Origin of the sequence: Superficieibacter sp. (genome assembly GCF_032071645.1) — a bacterium.
In the GTDB taxonomy this organism is placed as follows: Bacteria; Pseudomonadota; Gammaproteobacteria; order Enterobacterales; family Enterobacteriaceae; genus Superficieibacter.
This window is the reverse complement of the sequence record NZ_DAMAPU010000011.1, coordinates 1-19,289: the sequence shown is the minus strand read 5'-3', so window position 1 is coordinate 19,289 and position 19,289 is coordinate 1. Positions and strand designations below refer to the sequence as shown.

The window sequence follows — 19,289 nt, the reverse complement described above, 5'->3', positions numbered from 1 at the left end:
AAAATCATGAGTTCGGTCACAAATAATTCTAATGTTTCATGTTTTTTATTCGCCCTCTTTTTATTGTTAACGCAGCAGGACGCTATCACAAAAAAATAAATGCTCTACGTGTTCTTTATCGAGGATGTAAAAAATGCTTAGTCAAATTCAACGCTTTGGTGGTGCGATGTTCACGCCAGTGCTGCTTTTCCCGTTTGCCGGGATGGTTGTTGGCATTGCCATCATGTTACAAAATCCGATGTTTGTTGGTGATTCTCTTACCCGACCCGATAGTCTTTTTTTCCAAATTATAAAAATTATCGAAGAAGGTGGCTGGACTATTTTTCGTAATATGCCGCTTATATTTGCCGTCGGGCTGCCTTTGGGTCTGGCAAAACATGCACATGGGCGTGCCTGCCTGGCTGTATTAGTGAGTTTCTTAACATGGAACTATTTTATTTGCGCGATGGGAATGACGTGGGGCGGTTTTTTTGGCGTTAATTTCGCGATTGAACCGACAACCGGTAGCGGCCTGACAATGATTGCCGGGATCAAAACGCTCGATACCAGCATTATTGGGGCAATTGCGATTTCTGGCATTGTTACCGCGATCCATAATCGCTGCTATGAAAAAACATTGCCGGTATTTCTTGGAATATTCCAGGGGACATCGTTTGTCGTGATCGTCGCCTTTTTTATGATGATCCCCTGCGCCTGGATAACCCTGCTGTGCTGGCCAAAAGTGCAGATCGCCATTCAGTCATTGCAAACTTTTTTAAGCGGAGCGGGCGCGCTGGGCGTATGGATTTACACCTTCCTGGAACGTATTTTAATTCCCACCGGGCTGCATCATTTTGTCTATGGCCCGTTTGTGTTTGGTCCGGCGGTGGTTGAAGGTGGATTACAGCCTTACTGGATCCAGCATCTGCACGAATTTAGCCAAAGCTCCCAGCCGTTGAAAGACCTGTTCCCCGCTGGCGGTTTCGCCATGCACGGTAACTCGAAAGTCTTCGGCGCACCGGGTGTGGCGCTGGCTATCTACTTCACCGCCGCACCGCAAAACCGCGCGAAAGTGGCAGGCTTACTGATCCCGGCAACCCTGACGGCAATTCTGGTCGGCATTACCGAGCCGCTGGAATTTACCTTCTTGTTTATTGCGCCGTTCCTGTTCGTTATTCACGCCCTGTTAGCCGCCACCATGACCGCTGTGATGTATATGGCGGGCGTCGTGGGGATGTTCGGCGGCGGAATGCTCAACGAATTTTTACCGCTGAACTGGATGCCGATGTTCCATAACCACGCATCGGTGATGTTCATCCAGATGGGTATTGGTCTGTGCTTCACCGCCATCTGGTTCGTGGTCTTCCGCACGTTGATCCTGCGCTTCAACCTGAAAACGCCGGGGCGCGAAGACAGTGAAATCAAACTTTACAGCAAAGCCGATTATAAAGCGGCGCAGGGGCAAACGACCGCCGCAGAGCCCGCTACTCGTCTCGGCCAGGCTGCCGGATTCCTCCAGGCGCTGGGCGGTGCGGACAATATTGAAAGCGTGAATAACTGTGCGACGCGCCTGCGCATTGAGTTAATTGATCCCGCCAGAATGCAGAGTGATGACGTCTTCAGGGCGCTGGGTGCGCACGGGGTTGTCCGCCGTGGTAACGCGATTCAGGTCATTGTCGGGCTGAATGTCCCGCAGGTCCGGGATCAGCTTGAAGTGCTGATAAAAACGCAATGCGTTAATGAACATTCCAACATGACAGAGGCTGTATCATGAAAAAATTCTCAGTAGTTATTGCCGGTGGTGGCAGCACGTTTACGCCAGGTATTGTATTGATGTTATTAGCAAATCAGCACCGTCTGCCGCTGCGATCGCTGAAGTTCTATGACAACGACGGCGCACGTCAGGAAATCGTCGCTGAAGCCTGCAAAATCATTATGAAGGAACAGGCACCGGATATTGAATTCAGCTATACCACTGACCCGCAAGCCGCGTTCAGCGATGTGGATTTCGTGATGGCGCACATCCGCGTCGGCAAATACCCGATGCGCGAAAAAGATGAAAAAATCCCGCTGCGCCACGGCGTGCTGGGTCAGGAAACCTGCGGGCCGGGCGGCATTGCCTACGGGATGCGCTCCATCGGCGGGGTGCTGGAGCTGGTCGATTATATGGAACAGTATTCCCCGAATGCATGGATGCTGAACTATTCCAATCCGGCGGCGATTGTCGCCGAGGCCACGCGTCGTCTGCGCCCGAACGCGAAAATCCTCAACATCTGCGATATGCCGATCGGCATTGAAGGGCGGATGGCACAGATTGTCGGCCTTCAGGATCGTAAGCAGCTACGCGTGCGCTACTACGGCCTGAACCATTTTGGCTGGTGGAACGCGATTGAGGATTTGCAGGGCAACGATTTGATGCCGCAACTGCGCGAGTACGTGGCAAAACACGGCTATGTGCCGCCGTCGAACGATCCGCACACCGAAGCAAGCTGGAATGATACTTTCAGCAAGGCAAAAGATGTGCAGGCGCTCGATCCCGAGACTATGCCGAATACGTACCTGAAATATTATCTGTACCCGGATTACGTGGTCGCGCACGCCAACCCGGAACGTACCCGCGCCAACGAGGTGATGGATCACCGTGAGAAGCAGGTGTTCAGCGCCTGCCGCGCTATCATAAAAGCCGGTCACTCTGCCGCCGGGGATCTGGAGATTGATGAACATGCGTCCTACATCGTCGATTTGGCGGCGGCCATTGCCTTCAACACCCAGGAGCGAATGCTGCTGATTGTGCCCAATAATGGGGCTATCCATAATTTCGACGCCGACGCGATGGTCGAAATTCCCTGTCTGGTGGGAAAAAATGGGCCAGAGCCGCTGACCGTGGGTGATATTCCGCACTTCCAGAAAGGGCTGATGAGCCAGCAGGTGGCGGTGGAAAAACTGGTGGTGGATGCGTGGGAAGAACGGTCGTATCAGAGACTGTGGCAGGCCATCACCCTGTCGAAAACCGTGCCGAGCGCCTCGGTGGCGAAGGCCATTCTGGATGATTTGATTGAGGCTAATAAGGCGTATTGGCCGGAGCTGAGGTAAGCTTGTTGCCGGGTAGCACAACGTTACCCGGCAATCTCCCCTTCTCTCCTCATCACCGCCGAAGGCGCATAGCCAAACTTCCGCTTAAACGCCTTGCTGAAGTGAAACGAATCAAAGAAGTTAAGCATATCGGCGATTTTGCTGACTGAATTCCCTTCCTGTTTAAGCAGCGACAGCGCCAGATCCAGCCGGGCATCCAGATAGTATTCCTTCGGCGTTTTCCCGGTATAGCGCAAAAACAGGCGGCGCAAGTACTGTTCGCTGCACTGCATCCACTGCGCCATGTCGGCTACGCTCCAGCGTTTTTGCAGATCGGCGTGGAGCAGGGCGATCAATTTTTCTATGCGGAGAAGCTGGCGGTCTTTGGTGCCGTTTTCCAGGATCAGACAAATCCACTGGTAGATGATCTTTGTCAGAAAGGCGACCGCCAGATTATTTTTCACTGGATTTCGGCTGGCGATCAGCTTTTCAACTTCATTAAGCTCATCCTTAAAGTTATTTCCGTTATAGATAATAGCTTGCTGAAATAAAGGGATCTCCATAACGCTGGTAGGGATAAATTCCATCCAGTATTGTTCCCAAATCAGACCATCACAATGATAAGACTTTATATCGATTGGTTTTAAGAATATAACGCAATTGCCATTAAGAACAATTTCGGAATTATCGTTAAGTTTAATTTTTCCGCATCCCTGAAGGGTATAAATCGCGACCCATGAGTTGGCGATGAGCGGCTTCTTTTTGTCGCGAGGCCACATCACACGGTAGCTTTCATCGGCCAGCGTGTGCCATAACGAGATCAGCGAAATTCCGCTTGAGATCACATTTTCTTCAAGAACTAACGGAATATTGTAGGTGGTTTCGTTTTTTACATGCGAATTATGCTTTTTTCCATTCATTTTAATTTCCCTTCAGCGAATGATGCCAGCAACCTGATTTTTTGGAATTTAGCAAAAAAAGAACTGCTCAGGGATACATTGCATCTCGTTTTAGAAAAATCATCACCTAAACCCGGCGTGATCGCTATTTATTTATCGCTGCGTCGGAATATAACGATAAACATGGGGTACAAGATGAATGCTACACAAATTTTTAGCTTTGTCGGCTTTACCTTGCTGGTGGCGGTCATTACCTGGTGGAAGGTGCGCAAAACCGACACCGGCTCGCAACAGGGATACTTTCTCGCCGGACGGTCGCTGAAAGCGCCAGTAATTGCCGCGTCGCTGATGTTGACCAACCTCTCCACCGAGCAACTGGTGGGGCTGTCCGGGCAGGCGTACAAAAGCGGCATGTCAGTGATGGGCTGGGAAGTGACCTCCGCCGTCACGCTGATTTTTCTGGCGCTGATCTTCCTGCCGCGCTACCTCCAGCGTGGCATCGCCACCATTCCTGATTTTCTTGAAGAACGTTACGATAAAACCACCCGTATTATTATCGATTTCTGCTTCCTGATCGCGACCGGGGTCTGCTTTTTGCCCATCGTGCTTTATTCCGGCGCGCTGGCGCTTAATAGCCTGTTTCACGTTGGCGAATCGCTGAATATCTCCCAGGGAGCGGCATCTGGCTGTTAGTGATTTTACTTGGGCTGGCGGGGATCGTTTATGCGGTAATCGGCGGGTTACGGGCGATGGCCGTCGCTGACTCAATAAACGGTATTGGCCTGGTGATTGGTGGCCTGATGGTGCCCGTTTTTGGTCTGATGGCGATGGGGAAAGGGAGCTTTCTGCAGGGCATTGAACAGCTCACCACCGTCCACGCAGAGAAATTAAATTCTATTGGCGGGGCGTCCGATCCTCTGCCGATTGGCGCGGCGTTTACCGGCCTGATTCTGGTGAACACGTTTTACTGGTGTACTAATCAGGGTATCGTTCAGCGCACGTTAGCATCAAAAAGTCTCGCTGAGGGGCAAAAAGGGGCGCTGTTAACGGCGGTTCTGAAAATGCTCGACCCCCTGGTACTGGTATTACCGGGGCTTATCGCTTTTCACCTGTATCAGGATTTACCGAAAGCAGATTTAGCGTATCCAACGTTGGTCAATAATGTTCTCCCTGTACCGCTGGTCGGGTTCTTTGGTGCCGTGTTATTTGGCGCGATTATCAGCACCTTTAATGGCTTTTTAAACAGCGCCAGTACCTTATTTAGCATGGGGATCTACCGACGCATTATTAACCCGAATGCGCAACCCGATCGACTGGTTGCCGTCGGGCGAAAGTTTGGTTTCTTTATTGCCATTATTTCCGTGCTGGTTGCGCCGTGGATCGCCAACGCGCCGCAGGGTTTATACAGCTGGATGAAACAGCTGAACGGTATCTACAACGTTCCGTTGGTGACCATCATTATTATGGGCTTCTTCTTCCCGCGAATTCCCGCGCTGGCGGCGAAAGTTGCCATGTTCCTCGGTATCGTCAGCTATATCACCATCAATTACTTAGTGAAATTTGATTTCCACTTCCTCTATGTGCTGGCCTGCACCTTCTGCATCAACGTCGTGGTGATGTTGATTATTGGGGCGATCAAGCCGCGCGCAACGCCGTTTAAATTCCACGATGCCTTCGCGGTGGATATGCAGCCATGGAAAAACGTGAAGATTGCCTCCGTCGGCATCCTGTTCGCGATGATTGGCGTTTACGCCGGGCTGGCGCAGTTTGGCGGCTATGAGACGCGCTGGCTGACGCTGATTAGCTACGGCATCACCGCCGCCGTGGTTGTCTACCTGATTTACAGCAGCTGGCGGGATCGCCACGCCATACCTGCGGTTTATGCTACTGACGTTAAGGAAAAACCATGAGTCGTCCAAATTTCCTGTTCATTATGACCGATACCCAGGCCACCAATATGGTCGGGTGCTATAGCGGTAAGCCACTGAACACCAATCATATTGATGCGCTTGCCGACGAGGGCATACGCTTCAACTCCGCCTATACCTGCTCCCCGGTTTGCACCCCGGCGCGTGCGGGGCTGTTTACCGGCATCTACGCCAACCAGTCCGGCCCGTGGACCAATAACGTTGCGCCGGGCAAAAATATCTCAACGATGGGCCGTTATTTTAAAGATGCGGGTTATCACACCTGCTATATCGGCAAATGGCACCTCGATGGGCACGACTATTTCGGCACCGGCGTTTGTCCGCCGGAATGGGATGCCGACTACTGGTACGACGGCGCGAATTACCTGTCTGAGCTGACCGATCAGCAGATCGGCCTGTGGCGCAACGGGCTGAACAGCGTGGAGGATTTGCAGGCGCACCATATTGATGAGACGTTCACCTGGGCGCACCGCATCAGTAATCGGGCGGTCGATTTTTTGCAGCAGCCCGCGCGCGACGAAGAGCCGTTTTTAATGGTCGTCTCCTATGATGAACCGCATCATCCCTTCACCTGTCCGGTGGAATATCTGCAAAAGTACGAGGATTTTTTCTACGATCTTGGCGCAAAGGCAGACGATGATTTAGCCACTAAGCCGGAGCACCACCGCCTGTGGGCGCAGGCGATGCCCTCGCCGGTCGGCGCTGACGGGCGTTATCATCATCCGATGTATTTTGCCTGTAATGATTTTGTAGACGATCAGATTGGTCGGGTCATCAACGCCCTGACGCCTGCCCAGCGTGACAATACCTGGGTGATTTACACCTCCGATCACGGGGAAATGATGGGCGCGCATAAACTCATCAGTAAAGGCGCGGCGATGTATGACGATATCACCCGCATTCCGCTGATTATGCGCCCGCCGCGCGGAACGCCGGTGCAGGTTGATACCCCGGTCAGCCATATCGATCTCCTGCCGACGATGATGGCCCTGGCAGACATTGAGAAACCTGCGATTTTGCCGGGTGAAAACATTCTGGCGGCGGATGCCGGACGCGGCGTGATGGTGGAATTCAACCGTTACGAGATTGAGCACGACAGCTTCGGCGGGTTTATTCCGGTGCGCTGTTGGATAACGGACCGCTGGAAGCTGGTGCTGAACCTGTTTACCAGCGATGAACTGTACGATCGGCACAGCGATCCTGACGAGCTGCATAACCTCATCGACGACCCGGCGCTGGCCGAAGTGCGCAGCCAACTGCACGACGCGCTGCTTAACTATATGGATAAAATCCGCGACCCGTTCCGCACCTATCAGTGGAGCCTGCGCCCGTGGCGTAAGGATGTGCAACCGCGCTGGATGGGCGCTTTCCGTCCGCGCCCGGAAGACGGGTATTCCCCCGTGGTACGCGACTACGACACCGGCCTGCCCACCCAGGGCGTGAAGGTTGAGGAGAAGAAGCAGAAGTTTTGATGGGGCGGGGAGGAAGGGTTAAGCCGTTGTCATAAATTAAAACAGACGGCGGGCTTAACCCTGTACCCGGACGGTTCCCTCTCCCTGGGGAGAGGGTTAGGGAGAGGGGAAGAGTACAAGCCCCGGCGCTACTCTTACCCCACCCTCACCCGGAAGGAAAGGTGCATACTCATACCACGTCTGGGTTCACAAGCCTCTTTCAGCCTTCGCCAAAAACAGTAATTCTGTCTTTCCATTCTGTCCGTTTCCGAACAGGCTGTGCCAACGACGCCTGCTGGCCCGGAATCTCAGTACGGATCCGTATCACTTTTACACTCTGTGGCGGGTTTTGCAGATCGTACATCGCTCTTCAGGTAAAATTAATGCAGACGTCACTAAGGAGCTGTTATGAAAATATCCCGCCTCGGAGAAGCACCGGACTACCGCTTCTCGCTGGCAAATGAACGTACTTTTCTTGCCTGGATCCGCACCGCGCTGGGTTTCCTGGCCGCAGGCGTCGGGCTTGACCAGCTTGCCCCGGATTTCGCCACGCCCGCCATTCGCGAGTTGCTGGCCCTGCTGCTGTGCCTTTTTGCCGGTGGGCTGTCGATTTATGGTTATCTGCGTTGGCTGCGCAATGAAACAGCCATGCGCCTGAAAGAAGATTTGCCCTACACCCGTACTCTGTTGGTGATAAGCATTGTTTTGCTGATCGTCGTGGTCATTGTGATGGCGCTGGTGCTTTATGCCGGATAGCCGTAAAGCCCGCCGCCAGCAGGACCCCGGTCTGCAACCCGAACGAACCTCGCTGGCCTGGTTTCGTACTCTTTTGGGTTACAGCGCGCTGATGGCGCTGGCGGTAAAGCACCACTGGCATCAGGCCGGGGCGCTGTTCTGGATCTCCATTATTATTCTGGCTATCGTTGCTGCGCTGCTCTGGCACTACACCCGCCGTCGCAGTCTCATGGATATCGCGCACGGCGATTTTGCCCAGCCGGGCGTAGTTCGTGACAAATTTTTGATCTCCCTCGCGGTCCTTTCCCTCGCATTATTGTTTGCTATGACTCATATACGACAACTCTTGAGTGTGATTCAGGAATTACTATGAGTGAACGCTACATCATGGAAGATGCCATGCCGTGTGATATCACCATCGATCTGGCGATCAGCCGCCAGCCGGAGCGGTTGTACCGGAGTCTGCATCTCTCCCATATCCACTTTCTCCCGCTGGTGGAGCTGAATGCGCACGGGCAACCCAGCGCCAGTTCGCTGACGGGGGACGCGTGGGGGCGTTTTCTGAATACGGTATTTGATATCTGGGTGAGAGAAGATGTCGGACGCGTATCGGTATCGTTATTTGAAACGACCCTGAACATCTGGCGAGGCCTGCAACCGGGCAGTATTCCGCCGGAAACGCTCTGTACCAGATGCCGTCACTGCGAACACCGACGTTTTTGCGCCGGATGTGGTATATCGCAGGATCGGAGCATATTGTGCAGCGGCTACCACCAGTTTTTCGCTTACACCGCGCCTTATATGCGGGTCATGCGCGACCTGCTAAACCAGCACCGCTCGCCGATGGAACTGATGGCGCTGCTGGGGTAGGTGCTTTCCTGTGCAGACATAGCGGTCGCCGATATAGTCAATATATATGCTAAATATACGCTGATAGCCTTTACTGCGTAAATCCTCACGCCAGCCGCAGCAGTATTGCCCCGGCGGCGATCCCACAGGCGGCGAGCACGCGCAGCGGTGTGACCTTTTCTTTAAGCACGATCGCCGCAATCAGCGCGCCGAACAAAATAGAGGTTTCACGCAGCGCCGCGACAACCGCCAGCGGAGCCTGGGTCATAGCCCAGAGCGCCAGACCGTAAGAACCCATCGTACCAATCCCGCCGGGAATGCCCTTTTTCCAGTGGCGCGTCAAATAGCGCGTAGCCTCGCGGCGGCGGGCGATCAGCGCCCAGCACAGCAGGCAGGCACCGTTCATAAAGAAGGTCCACAGCGTATAGCCAAGCGCGGTGCCGGAAACGCGCACGCCGTTACCGTCAACCAGCGTATAACCCGCGATAAAAAAGGCGTTGAGCAGGGCGAGGCAGACGCCTTTTGTTAAACGTAAGCGCCCGTTAAAGGCCATCGCGAGGATCGCCAGACAAATGACGCCAATGCCCGTCCACGCCAGCGGCGTAAGATGTTCGCCAAGGATGACCACGCTCACCAGCGCTACCAGCAGCGGCGCGGTGCCGCGCATTAATGGATAAGTCTGGCTCATGTCGGAGATGTGATAAATACGCGCTACCAGCACCGTGTACACCACCTGCAGGGCACAGGATGCGATCAGGTACGGCACGCTCGCCAGCGTAGGCTGCACCGAGAATGGGATCATAATGAGCGCGATAAGCGCCGCCGAACCGCTGACGCTAATGGCGGAATAGAGCTTGTCGCTGCCCGCTTTAACAATGGCATTCCAGCTTGCGTGCAACAGTGCGGCAAACAGCAGAACACAGAAAACGGTAATGGTCATGGCGGCATGTAATTGGAAGTTGTCACAAAAATGTAACATAACCACCGCTGATAAAACCAGTGGGAATTTGTGAGAGAGGGACGGTTGCCCGTCCCTCTCCGGTGCGGCCTGAACCTGATTTACCGGAGGTATTTCAGGACTGCATCAAGCAGTTGCAGCAAGGCAACAATGAGTTTCAGGATAAGAATGACCATATCCATTTCGCCCATACGCTTCTCCTTTAGGTAAAGGAGCACGACCGACTGACGTACCTTTCCGCCGCCTGTTGCCAGCCGTATTGTTGGCGTAACACAGTGTGCTCTCTCAGGGTTAAGGCACTGACGGCACCACCCGTTTCAGCCAGGACGATCTATCGCGCCGTAATAGAGCGGACCCTGAATGTCACACTGCGAACATAACCAGTATAGATAAATACTGTATTTATGAACAGTATTTTATGGACAAAAAAAGCGACGTGTTCCATACTCATTCAGGTCAAAAAAGGGAAGAAAATTGCGCGTTCTTGCGGGATCGCGTATACTTCTTGCGTTGACGTAACACAGTGTGCTCTGCGGTTACCACCCGCAAAACGCTGCAAAAATCGCCCTCGGCCTTACTGGTTGGGGGCGTTTTGTTATGTAGCTCTACTCGCCTGCCTGATATTGAACAAAGCATCGCTTTTGCACCGTATGCCAGCAGATCGCCGCCGTGCTGCCTCAATTGTCTTACCACAAAACTGTGATCGTCTCCCCAGTTTTACCCGGCTACAAAAAAAGCAGTTGTTTCAGCGCAAATCCTGTGCTTGTATGAAACCACTAACTTCATAAGTCATCAGGTCCCTAATGAACCATTCCATGCTCAACACGACGCTACTAGCAACCGCGCTACCCGCTGCGGCTGTCGTCGTGCGTGTGGTGGTGGTCGTCGGCAATGCGCCGTAGGGTCCTGGACACACACTTCCAAAACCCCGCCGGCGCAAACCGGGCGGGGTTTTTCGTTTAAGAGCCTGCCCGGAAAGTCGGCCCAGAAGAAAAGGACTGGAGCATGGCAAGTTCGGGCACAATATCGCAGACCACACGCTATACCGGCGCGCAGTTGATCGTACATTTACTGGAGCGTCAGGGCATCACGACGGTAACGGGCATCCCCGGCGGGACAGTGCTTCCTCTCTATGACGCATTAAGCCAGAGCAAATCTATCCGCCATATCCTGGCGCGTCACGAACAGGGCGCGGGATTTATTGCCCAGGGCATGGCGCGTACCGACGGTAAACCCGCCGTGTGTATCGCCTGTAGCGGACCGGGTGCGACTAACCTGGTGACGGCTATCGCCGATGCGCGTCTCGACTCCATTCCGCTGGTCTGCATTACCGGTCAGGTTCCCGCCTCAATGATCGGCACCGACGCTTTTCAGGAAGTGGATACCTACGGTATTTCTATCCCCATCACCAAACATAACTATTTAGTGCGTAACATCGCCGAACTGCCACAGGTGATAAGCGATGCGTTTCGGATCGCCCAGTCCGGGCGTCCGGGGCCGGTGTGGATAGATATTCCTAAGGACGTACAAACCGCTGAAATTGAGATGAGCGAACTGCCGGAGCCGGGCTGCCGCACGCCAGCGCCCGCCTTTGAGGCGCAAAGTATTCACGACGCGGCGGCGATGATTAACGCGGCCTCGCGCCCGGTGCTCTATCTGGGCGGCGGCACCATTAACGCCCCGGAACAGGTGCGCCAGCTGGCGGAGAAAGCGAATCTGCCGACCACGATGACCCTGCTGGCGCTGGGCATGTTGCCGAAGGCACATCCGCTGTCGCTGGGCATGTTGGGGATGCACGGCGCGCGCAGCACCAATTATATTTTGCAGGAGTCGGATTTGCTGGTGGTACTCGGCGCACGTTTTGATGACCGGGCGATCGGCAAAACCGCTGAATTCTGTCCGAATGCGAAGATTATTCATGTGGACATTGACCGCGCCGAACTGGGAAAAATTAAGCAGCCGCACATCGCCATTCAGGCCGACGTTGGCGAAGTGCTGGATGCCCTGATCCCCCATATCGACGCCCAGCCGCGCACGGAGTGGCGCGCGCTGGTAGCGGATTTACAGCGCGAATTCCCTGGCGCGATCCCGGAAGCGGGCGATCCGCTCAGTCACTACGGGCTGATTAACGCTGTCGCCGCCTGTGTGGATGATAGCGCCATCGTCACCACCGACGTCGGTCAGCACCAGATGTGGACTGCACAGGCTTACCCGCTGAACCGTCCGCGCCAGTGGCTGACCTCCGGCGGGCTGGGCACGATGGGCTTTGGACTTCCGGCGGCCATTGGTGCCGCGCTGGCTAATCCTGACCGCAAAGTGTTGTGTTTTTCCGGTGACGGCAGCCTGATGATGAATATTCAGGAAATGGCCACTGCCGCCGAAAACAATCTCGACGTCAAAATCATTCTGATGAATAACGAGGCGCTGGGGCTGGTTCATCAGCAGCAAAGCCTGTTTTATCCGCAGGGCGTTTTTGCCGCCACCTATCCCGGCACCGTGAACTTTATGCTGATCGCCGCCGGATTTGGTCTGCAAACCTGCGATTTAAATGCGCAGGATGATCCGCAGGCGGCCTTGCAGGAGATTATCGCCCGGCCCGGTCCGGCGCTGATCCACGTGCGCATTGATGCCAGTGAAAAAGTGTATCCAATGGTTCCGCCGGGTGCGGCCAATACTGAAATGGTGGGGGAATAAACCATGCAACAGCTCACTCACGAAAACGTTATTCTGGAACTCACCGTGCGCAACCACCCTGGCGTTATGACCCACGTCTGCGGCCTGTTTGCCCGTCGTGCGTTTAACGTTGAAGGCATTCTGTGTCTGCCGCTACGGGACACCGAGCTCAGCCGTATCTGGCTGCTGGTCAACGACGACTGGCGGCTGGAGCAGATGATAAGCCAGGTCGAAAAACTGGAGGACGTGGTAAAAATCAACCGCAGCCAGTCTGATCCGACGATGTTTAACAAAATATCGGTGTTCTTTGAGTAAATCTTGCAGGCTGAACGAGGGGTAATCCCTTGTTCAGCCAGAATTTACTAATTGATGAGTGTGTTATTTCTTTGCATAAAATGAGTAGCTTATCAAAAAATGTTGAGCGGCTAACGAAGACCTGTTTTTTAATATCCCTTCAATTATTAATGGTGCTTTTTTAGATACACATAACCGCTCTATATGCCACATATGGTGACTTTACGGTATCATTTTGGAATGGTATTATGGCGGAATTCTTAATATTATGAGCGTGTAAGTGATGGATATCGTTGAACATTTGTTTATTGTTTGCTCCCCGCTTCAGCTCAGAATTGTTTCGCAAATTAAACAGCGATATAGCAATTATCGCTTCCATGTGATCTACCTCAAGACCAAAGTCGAGCTAAAACCTTATATCTACGAAGCGGTAAATAACGATTTCGCTTCTGGCCTGGTTGCCAATATGGACTATGGTTTTTTTAATATTCTTAAAATAAAAAACTTTCTTAATCGTAAGAACATTGCCTGTGTTTATATGGCGAACATTAGCCATCTTTCTATTCAGTACATATTGAAGCTGTTGCCCCGCAACGTCAAAATAAGAACCTTTGATGACGGTATTTTAAGTATTAACTCGGTAGGTTATCTGGATAAACAGATAAAACTCCGCAAAGGTCTTAGCCGCAAGCTCACTCAGGCATGGCTTGGCACGCCTTACAACATCAGAGATATCGCTGAAAAAAGCGAGTTGCATTTTTCGATTGTTAATAAAGAAAGCAACAACCGTAATGTTAAATGCGATATTGTGTATCTTGATATTATTTCGAATGACTATCTGACGGCATCCCATCACACCGCCATTGCGCGCAATCAGGGGGAAATCAATGTTTTTGTCGGATCTAAATTCAAAGATATTCTCCATAATAAAAATGATGATAACCTTGCGGCCCTGGTAAATAAAATAAAGCATATTTCCGACCGTCATCGCGCTTTTCAATATTTAAGGCATCCACGAGAGAAAAGCAGTCAGCGTTTCGGTATGGAAGAGATCGTCCTGGATTCGATCTCCGAAGATTACATCTGCCAGCTCTCGACGCGCTATCAGCGCGTCAACGTCTTTGGCTTCGCCAGTACCTGCCAGCTCAACGTGATGAAATTAGACAATGTTCACATCACGCTGCTAAAAACCTCGCTGATCCGGCCTGATATTCGTGATTCCTTCGCGCTGTTTGCGAATAGCGAAAAGGTGGACATCCTTGACCTGGATGAACCTTCTGCGGTCAGCGAACCGCTTATTCACTCTCAGAATCTGGCGTAATTACTTTTACGGAGCCGTTCCGGCACTGGGCGGCATACTCTGTCGGTAGCGGCCGGTCGCTGATCAGCACGTCAAACGCGGAAAGCGGCCCCATACTGGCGGGCGCAACTTCATCAAATAGCGCATGGCGCGCCAGCAGGATTTTGCGCAGGCCGTGATCCATCGCTTTGCGTTTGGTGGCGAGGTCGTCCGCATTAAACCAGGTTACGCCGAAGTGAGTGTGTACGCCGCTGGCGGAAATAAAGACTTTGCGCGGGTTAAGCGAATCGAGTGGTGATGGATTATTGGCGTCGTAGAAAGCGTCACTCTTCGCGCGATAAGTTCCCCCGCACAGAACCGCCGTCGCGTTCGCCTTTTCATTCAGCGCCACAAAAACCCGATGTGAATAGCAGATGCCGGTAAAGGTAATGTCATCGGGGATCATGCTGATAACCAGCGGCATTTCCGCGCCGTTATCAAAAAAAACCAGATCGTTTTCGTTGACCAGTCCCGCAGCCAGAATCGCCAGCGGAACGTCATCCTGATGATAAGGCGCGGGTGGCAGCGAAGATGCCACGGGCTGGGCAGGCTTGTTCACCATCACGATATAACCCCCGAGCAGGGTCAGCGGCAGGGGATCGGGGCTTTCCTGACTGAAATCGCGGCGAATGGTCATCACCGACACTTCCAGCATCCGCGCCGCCTCTTTAAGGTGGATACGATCGGTCTTTTTCAGAAGCTCCATCAGGCGACGAATACGTTCTTTTTGTTTAGTCTCCATTTTCCCTCTCATCAGACGCGGATAATGTTTCGTGAGTAACATTTTCTTGTCGTCAGTAACATGGCGACCATGAGTTACTATACTGTGCGCAAATGTGAAAGAAAAGCCTGTTATGCGGCGTATTTCGCGATATAACCGTCAAATTATCAACTGATTATCCTTTTATGAAGCCACAGACGCTGGCAGGTCTTCCCGTAGATTGAGTAAATTCCAGGCGAGGAAATCGTTGCATAATCGCGATCCTAGTCACAAATGATACTAAAATAACATGCTAATGTTACGATAATATCATTGTTATGTGATTGTTTCCGAGAGGTAGTAAAATGGATATCGCGGTTATCGGCTCCAACATGGTGGATCTCATCACCTACACCCACCAGATGCCTAAAGAGGGCGAAACGCTTGAAGCGCCCGCGTTCAAAATCGGCTGCGGCGGCAAGGGGGCGAACCAGGCTGTGGCAGCCGCCAAGCTGAATTCTAAAGTGCTGATGCTGACCAAAGTCGGCGACGATATTTTTGCTGATAATACCATTCGTAACCTGGAGTCATGGGGCATCAATACCACCTATGTGGAGAAAGTCCCCTGTACCAGCAGCGGCGTGGCGCCTATTTTTGTTAATCCCAATTCCAGCAACAGCATTCTGATTATTAAAGGGGCTAACAAATTCCTCTCCCCGGAGGATATCGACCGCGCGGCAGAAGATTTAAAAAAATGCCAGCTTATTGTTCTGCAACTGGAAGTTCAGCTGGAGACGGTGTATCACGCCATCGAATTCGGCAAAAAACACGGCATCAAAGTGCTGTTAAATCCGGCTCCGGCGCTGCGCGAACTGGATATGTCGTATGCCTGTAAATGCGATTTCTTTGTCCCTAATGAAACCGAGCTGGAAATTCTGACCGGAATGCCGGTGGACACTCACGATAATATTCGTGCCGCCGCCCGTAGTCTGATCGAAAAAGGGTTGAATAATATTATTGTCACAATGGGCGAAAAAGGTGCGCTGTGGTTAACGCGCGACCAGGAAGTCCATGTTCCCTCTTATAAAGTCAATGCCGTCGACACCAGCGGCGCGGGCGACGCCTTTATCGGTTGCTTTGCGCATTATTACGTCCAGAGCGGAGATGTTGAAACCGCCATGAAAAAAGCCTCTCTCTTCGCCGCTTTTAGCGTGACGGGAAAAGGCACTCAGTCGTCATATCCCAGCATTGAGCAATTCAATGAATTTCTGGCATTAAACGAATAATCACCCTGTACAGTAAAAGGTAGCACTATGAACGATAAAAACATCGTTCAGATGCCTGACGGGTATCTGAATAAAACACCTCTGTTCCAGTTTATTTTGTTATCCTGCCTGTTCCCACTCTGGGGATGCGCGGCTGCGTTAAATGATATTTTAATTACCCAGTTCAAAAGTGTTTTTTCATTAAGTAACTTCGCATCGGCGCTGGTACAAAGCGCCTTTTACGGCGGTTATTTTTTAATTGCGATCCCGGCCTCGCTGGTCATTAAAAAAACCAGCTACAAAGTGGCTATTTTAACCGGCCTGACGCTGTATATCGTTGGCTGTACCCTGTTCTTCCCCGCCTCGCACATGGCCACCTACACCATGTTCCTGGCGGCGATTTTCGCCATCGCCATTGGTCTGAGCTTCCTGGAAACGGCGGCAAACACTTACAGTTCAATGATTGGACCGAGGGCTTACGCCACGCTGCGCCTCAACATCAGCCAGACCTTCTACCCGATTGGTGCGGCAGCAGGGATCCTGCTGGGGAAATATCTGGTCTTCTCCGAAGGCGAGAGTTTGCAAAAACAGATGGCGGGCATGAACGCGGAGCAGATCCACAACTTCAAAGTCTTGATGCTGGAAAACACGCTGGAGCCGTATAAATACATGATTATGGTGCTGGTTGTGGTGATGGTGCTGTTCCTGCTGACCCGCTTCCCGACCTGTAAAGTGGCGCAAACGGCAAGCCACAGACGCCCGTCGGCAATGGATACGCTGCGCTATCTGGCGAGCAATGCCCGCTTCCGTCGCGGTATTCTGGCGCAGTTCCTTTATGTCGGGATGCAGGTTGCGGTCTGGTCTTTCACCATCCGTCTGGCGCTGGAACTGGGTGACATTAATGAGCGCGATGCTTCCAACTTTATGGTCTACAGCTTCGCCTGTTTCTTCATTGGCAAATTCATCGCCAATATCCTGATGACCCGTTTTAACCCGGAAAAAGTGCTGATCCTCTATTCCATCATCGGCGCGCTGTTCCTCGTCTATGTCGCGCTGGCACCCAGCTTCAGCGCGGTCTACGTCGCGGTATTAGTGAGCGTGCTGTTCGGACCCTGCTGGGCGACGATCTATGCCGGAACGCTGGATACGGTTGATAACGAACATACAGAAATGGCGGGCGCGGTGATCGTCATGGCGATTGTTGGCGCGGCGGTAGTCCCGGCGGTTCAGGGCTACGTGGCGGACATGCTGCACTCGCTCCAGCTTTCCTTCCTCGTTTCAATGCTGTGCTTTGTGTATGTGGGCATCTACTTCTGGCGTGAAAGCAAGGTCCGGCGCAACCTGACCGCAGCCACGGCTTCCTGAGGAGAACAATCATGACAACGCGTTTAACGCTCTGGCGGGAACTGTTCAGCGAACAGCCGCGAATCCTGCTTGAAAATGACGATTTCACCGTTACGGCCTTCCGCTATGCCAGTGGCGTCGAGGGGCTGCGCGTCGCCAACGCGCGCGGGCATCTGGTCATTCTTCCCTGGATGGGACAAATGATTTGGGATGCGGTGTTTGACGGGCAGGATCTGACCATGCGCAACATGTTCAGCCAGCCGAAGCCCGCCGGTGAAATTGTGGAAACCTACGGCTGTTTCGCCTTTCACTCCGGCCTGTTGGCGAACGGCTGCCCGTCGCCGGAAGATACCCATCCGCTGCATGGCGAAATGGCCTGCGCCCGGATGGACGACGCCTGGCTGGAACTGGCGGGTGATAGCCTGCGCATTGGCGGAGGCTATGAATACGTGATGGGCTTCGGTCATCATTATCAGGCGCAGCCTGCGGTCGTCATGCATAAAGGCAGCGCGCTGTTTGATATTCAGATGGCGGTAACTAACCTGGCATCGGTTGCCATGCCGCTCCAGTACATGTGCCATATGAATTATGCTTACGTGGCGCAGGCGACCTTCAGCCAGAACGTGCCGGACGAGGCGCTGACGCTGCGCGAGTCGGTTCCGGCACACGTTAAACCGACGGAACAGTGGCTGGCTTTCAATCAGCGAATTTTGCAGGGGGAGGCCTCGCTGGAAATCCTTAATGAGCCGCACTATTACGACCCGGAGATCGTCTTTTTCGCCGACAAACTCGATCGCTATGCAAGCGCGCCAGAGTTTCGCATGATCGCCCCCGATGGCACCACGTTCGTCACGCGATTCTCCAGCGCTGACTTCAATTACGTCACGCGCTGGATCCTCTATAACGGCGATCAGCAGGTTGCCGCCTTTGCGCTCCCCGCTACCTGCCGCCCGGAGGGTTTCCTGGCTGCGCAAAATAACGGCACCCTGGCGCATCTTGAGCCGCAGCAAACGCGCCGCTTCAGCGTGACGACCGGTATTGCCTGATTTCCTCCGGCCAGACTGCTGCTGGCCGGTCAATAAAACTCTCGCGTAAAATCTGACCCTTCCTGAGCCGCAAATTCCGCAAATGAGGCATAGTGTGGGAGTATGTCCTGTTAACAGAACCCACCCATTGTGTATCATACGATGCTGTTACGCGGCTGCGCTGCCCCGAAGGACGTTAAGTGAGAGATGCATGATCTGGATAATGCTGGCAACGCTGGTCGTTGTGTTTGTAGTCGGATTTCGGGTATTAACCTCCGGCTCCCGCCGGGCGATCCGCCGCCTGAGCGAGCGGTTGTCGCTGACGCCTGAGCCGATCGAGTCAATGATTGATCAGATGGGTAAGACGGCTGGTCACGAGTATTTACAGTACCTTGAGCGACCGGATGAATCGCATCTGCAAAATGCCGCCCAGGTTTTGCTGATCTGGCAGGTTTCGGTGGTGGATAGCAGCGAACAGAATCTGCTGCGCTGGCACCGGCTGCTGCAAAAAGCGCGGCTGGCCGCGCCGATTACCGATACCCAGCTCCGTCTGGCGCAGGGTTTTTTACGCGAGCTGGAGCCGGAAGCCTGGGAGCTGAATGCCTTTCAGACGCGCTATAACGCGCTGTTTATGCCGGAAGAGGGCGTGTTCTGGCTGCACTGATGGGATGGGGGCTTTCGGGAGATGGGCTTCCGGGCGCGTACTTTCCCCCCTCACCCTAACCCTCTCCCTCAAGGGAGAGGGAACTGACCGAGCGCGGGGTGACGTCCGGTGCCG

General features: G+C 53.1%; 18 protein-coding genes and 1 pseudogene. 15 read left to right on the top strand and 4 right to left on the bottom strand.

What is annotated here, in order from left to right; translation table 11 throughout:
• Nucleotides 1-133: 133 nt before the first annotated feature.
• Nucleotides 134-1,753 (top strand): alpha-glucoside-specific PTS transporter subunit IIBC, encoded by a 1,620-nt coding sequence (locus RT197_RS16940; RefSeq protein WP_312952315.1) that lies wholly within the window; start codon nucleotides 134-136, stop codon nucleotides 1,751-1,753.
• Nucleotides 1,750-3,072, top strand: a complete 1,323-nt coding sequence (locus tag RT197_RS16935) for a 6-phospho-alpha-glucosidase (protein ID WP_312952314.1) — start codon at nucleotides 1,750-1,752, stop codon at nucleotides 3,070-3,072. Before RT197_RS16940 ends, RT197_RS16935 begins: the two co-directional genes overlap by 4 nt.
• 23 nt (nucleotides 3,073-3,095) lie before the next feature.
• On the opposite strand, the gene RT197_RS16930 is transcribed toward RT197_RS16935, so the two are convergent.
• A complete protein-coding gene (locus RT197_RS16930) occupies nucleotides 3,096-3,971 on the bottom strand; it encodes an AraC family transcriptional regulator (protein ID WP_312952313.1) in 876 nt (291 codons plus the stop codon).
• Between the two features lie 174 nt (nucleotides 3,972-4,145).
• Here RT197_RS16930 and RT197_RS16925 point away from each other — a divergent pair.
• From RT197_RS16925 to RT197_RS16905, 5 genes and pseudogenes are all read left to right on the top strand, one after another.
• A pseudogene (locus RT197_RS16925) lies at nucleotides 4,146-5,860 on the top strand (solute:sodium symporter family transporter).
• On the top strand, nucleotides 5,857-7,350 hold the full coding sequence (locus RT197_RS16920) for a sulfatase-like hydrolase/transferase (protein WP_312952312.1): 1,494 nt from the start codon (nucleotides 5,857-5,859) through the stop codon (nucleotides 7,348-7,350). The pseudogene RT197_RS16925 and the gene RT197_RS16920 overlap by 4 nt, the downstream one beginning before the upstream one ends.
• Nucleotides 7,351-7,737: 387 nt before the next feature.
• The gene (locus RT197_RS16915; RefSeq protein WP_312952311.1) at nucleotides 7,738-8,085 is read left to right on the top strand and encodes a DUF202 domain-containing protein; all 348 of its coding nucleotides are present in this window, start codon (nucleotides 7,738-7,740) and stop codon (nucleotides 8,083-8,085) included.
• Nucleotides 8,075-8,437 (top strand): DUF202 domain-containing protein, encoded by a 363-nt coding sequence (locus RT197_RS16910; protein WP_312952310.1) that lies wholly within the window; start codon nucleotides 8,075-8,077, stop codon nucleotides 8,435-8,437. The genes RT197_RS16915 and RT197_RS16910 overlap by 11 nt, the downstream gene beginning before the upstream one ends.
• Nucleotides 8,434-8,934: a radical SAM protein gene (locus RT197_RS16905; RefSeq protein ID WP_312952309.1), complete on the top strand. Its 501-nt coding sequence runs from the start codon at nucleotides 8,434-8,436 to the stop codon at nucleotides 8,932-8,934. The genes RT197_RS16910 and RT197_RS16905 overlap by 4 nt, the downstream gene beginning before the upstream one ends.
• An 85-nt stretch (nucleotides 8,935-9,019) precedes the next feature.
• On the opposite strand, the gene RT197_RS16900 is transcribed toward RT197_RS16905, so the two are convergent.
• Nucleotides 9,020-9,853 carry a DMT family transporter gene (locus tag RT197_RS16900; RefSeq protein ID WP_312952386.1) on the bottom strand — a complete coding sequence of 278 codons (834 nt, stop codon included), beginning with the start codon at nucleotides 9,851-9,853 and terminating at the stop codon, nucleotides 9,020-9,022.
• A 119-nt stretch (nucleotides 9,854-9,972) separates the two neighbouring features.
• Nucleotides 9,973-10,062 carry a type I toxin-antitoxin system toxin TisB gene (gene tisB, locus RT197_RS16895; RefSeq protein ID WP_103676286.1) on the bottom strand — a complete coding sequence of 30 codons (90 nt, stop codon included), beginning with the start codon at nucleotides 10,060-10,062 and terminating at the stop codon, nucleotides 9,973-9,975.
• A 612-nt stretch (nucleotides 10,063-10,674) separates the two neighbouring features.
• Between tisB and ivbL the strand changes: the two genes are divergently transcribed.
• The 4 genes from ivbL (at nucleotide 10,675) to RT197_RS16875 (ending at nucleotide 14,159) form a co-directional block, all read left to right on the top strand.
• A complete protein-coding gene (ivbL, locus tag RT197_RS16890) occupies nucleotides 10,675-10,773 on the top strand; it encodes an ilvB operon leader peptide IvbL (RefSeq protein ID WP_312952308.1) in 99 nt (32 codons plus the stop codon).
• A 103-nt stretch (nucleotides 10,774-10,876) separates the two neighbouring features.
• Entirely contained in the window at nucleotides 10,877-12,565 is a 1,689-nt protein-coding gene (gene ilvB / locus RT197_RS16885) for an acetolactate synthase large subunit (RefSeq protein ID WP_312952307.1), read from the top strand.
• A 3-nt stretch (nucleotides 12,566-12,568) separates the two neighbouring features.
• A complete protein-coding gene (gene ilvN / locus RT197_RS16880) occupies nucleotides 12,569-12,859 on the top strand; it encodes an acetolactate synthase small subunit (protein WP_312952306.1) in 291 nt (96 codons plus the stop codon).
• Between the two features lie 262 nt (nucleotides 12,860-13,121).
• A complete protein-coding gene (locus tag RT197_RS16875) occupies nucleotides 13,122-14,159 on the top strand; it encodes a glycosyltransferase family 52 (protein WP_312952305.1) in 1,038 nt (345 codons plus the stop codon).
• On the opposite strand, the gene RT197_RS16870 is transcribed toward RT197_RS16875, so the two are convergent.
• On the bottom strand, nucleotides 14,134-14,919 hold the full coding sequence (locus tag RT197_RS16870; protein ID WP_312952304.1) for a DeoR family transcriptional regulator: 786 nt from the start codon (nucleotides 14,917-14,919) through the stop codon (nucleotides 14,134-14,136). The genes RT197_RS16875 and RT197_RS16870 overlap by 26 nt on opposite strands.
• 323 nt (nucleotides 14,920-15,242) lie before the next feature.
• Here RT197_RS16870 and rbsK point away from each other — a divergent pair, with 323 nt between their 5' ends.
• The 4 genes from rbsK (at nucleotide 15,243) to RT197_RS16850 (ending at nucleotide 19,175) form a co-directional block, all read left to right on the top strand.
• Nucleotides 15,243-16,163, top strand: coding sequence for a ribokinase (gene rbsK / locus RT197_RS16865; protein ID WP_312952303.1), 921 nt, complete (start codon nucleotides 15,243-15,245; stop codon nucleotides 16,161-16,163).
• A gap of 27 nt (nucleotides 16,164-16,190) precedes the next feature.
• Nucleotides 16,191-17,507 (top strand): L-fucose:H+ symporter permease, encoded by a 1,317-nt coding sequence (fucP, locus tag RT197_RS16860; protein WP_312952302.1) that lies wholly within the window; start codon nucleotides 16,191-16,193, stop codon nucleotides 17,505-17,507.
• An 11-nt stretch (nucleotides 17,508-17,518) separates the two neighbouring features.
• Complete coding sequence (locus RT197_RS16855) at nucleotides 17,519-18,532, top strand: aldose 1-epimerase family protein (protein WP_312952301.1); 1,014 nt, start codon at nucleotides 17,519-17,521, stop codon at nucleotides 18,530-18,532.
• 190 nt (nucleotides 18,533-18,722) lie between these two features.
• Nucleotides 18,723-19,175 (top strand): DUF1198 family protein, encoded by a 453-nt coding sequence (locus RT197_RS16850; RefSeq protein WP_312952300.1) that lies wholly within the window; start codon nucleotides 18,723-18,725, stop codon nucleotides 19,173-19,175.
• The last annotated feature ends 114 nt before the right edge of the window (nucleotides 19,176-19,289 follow it).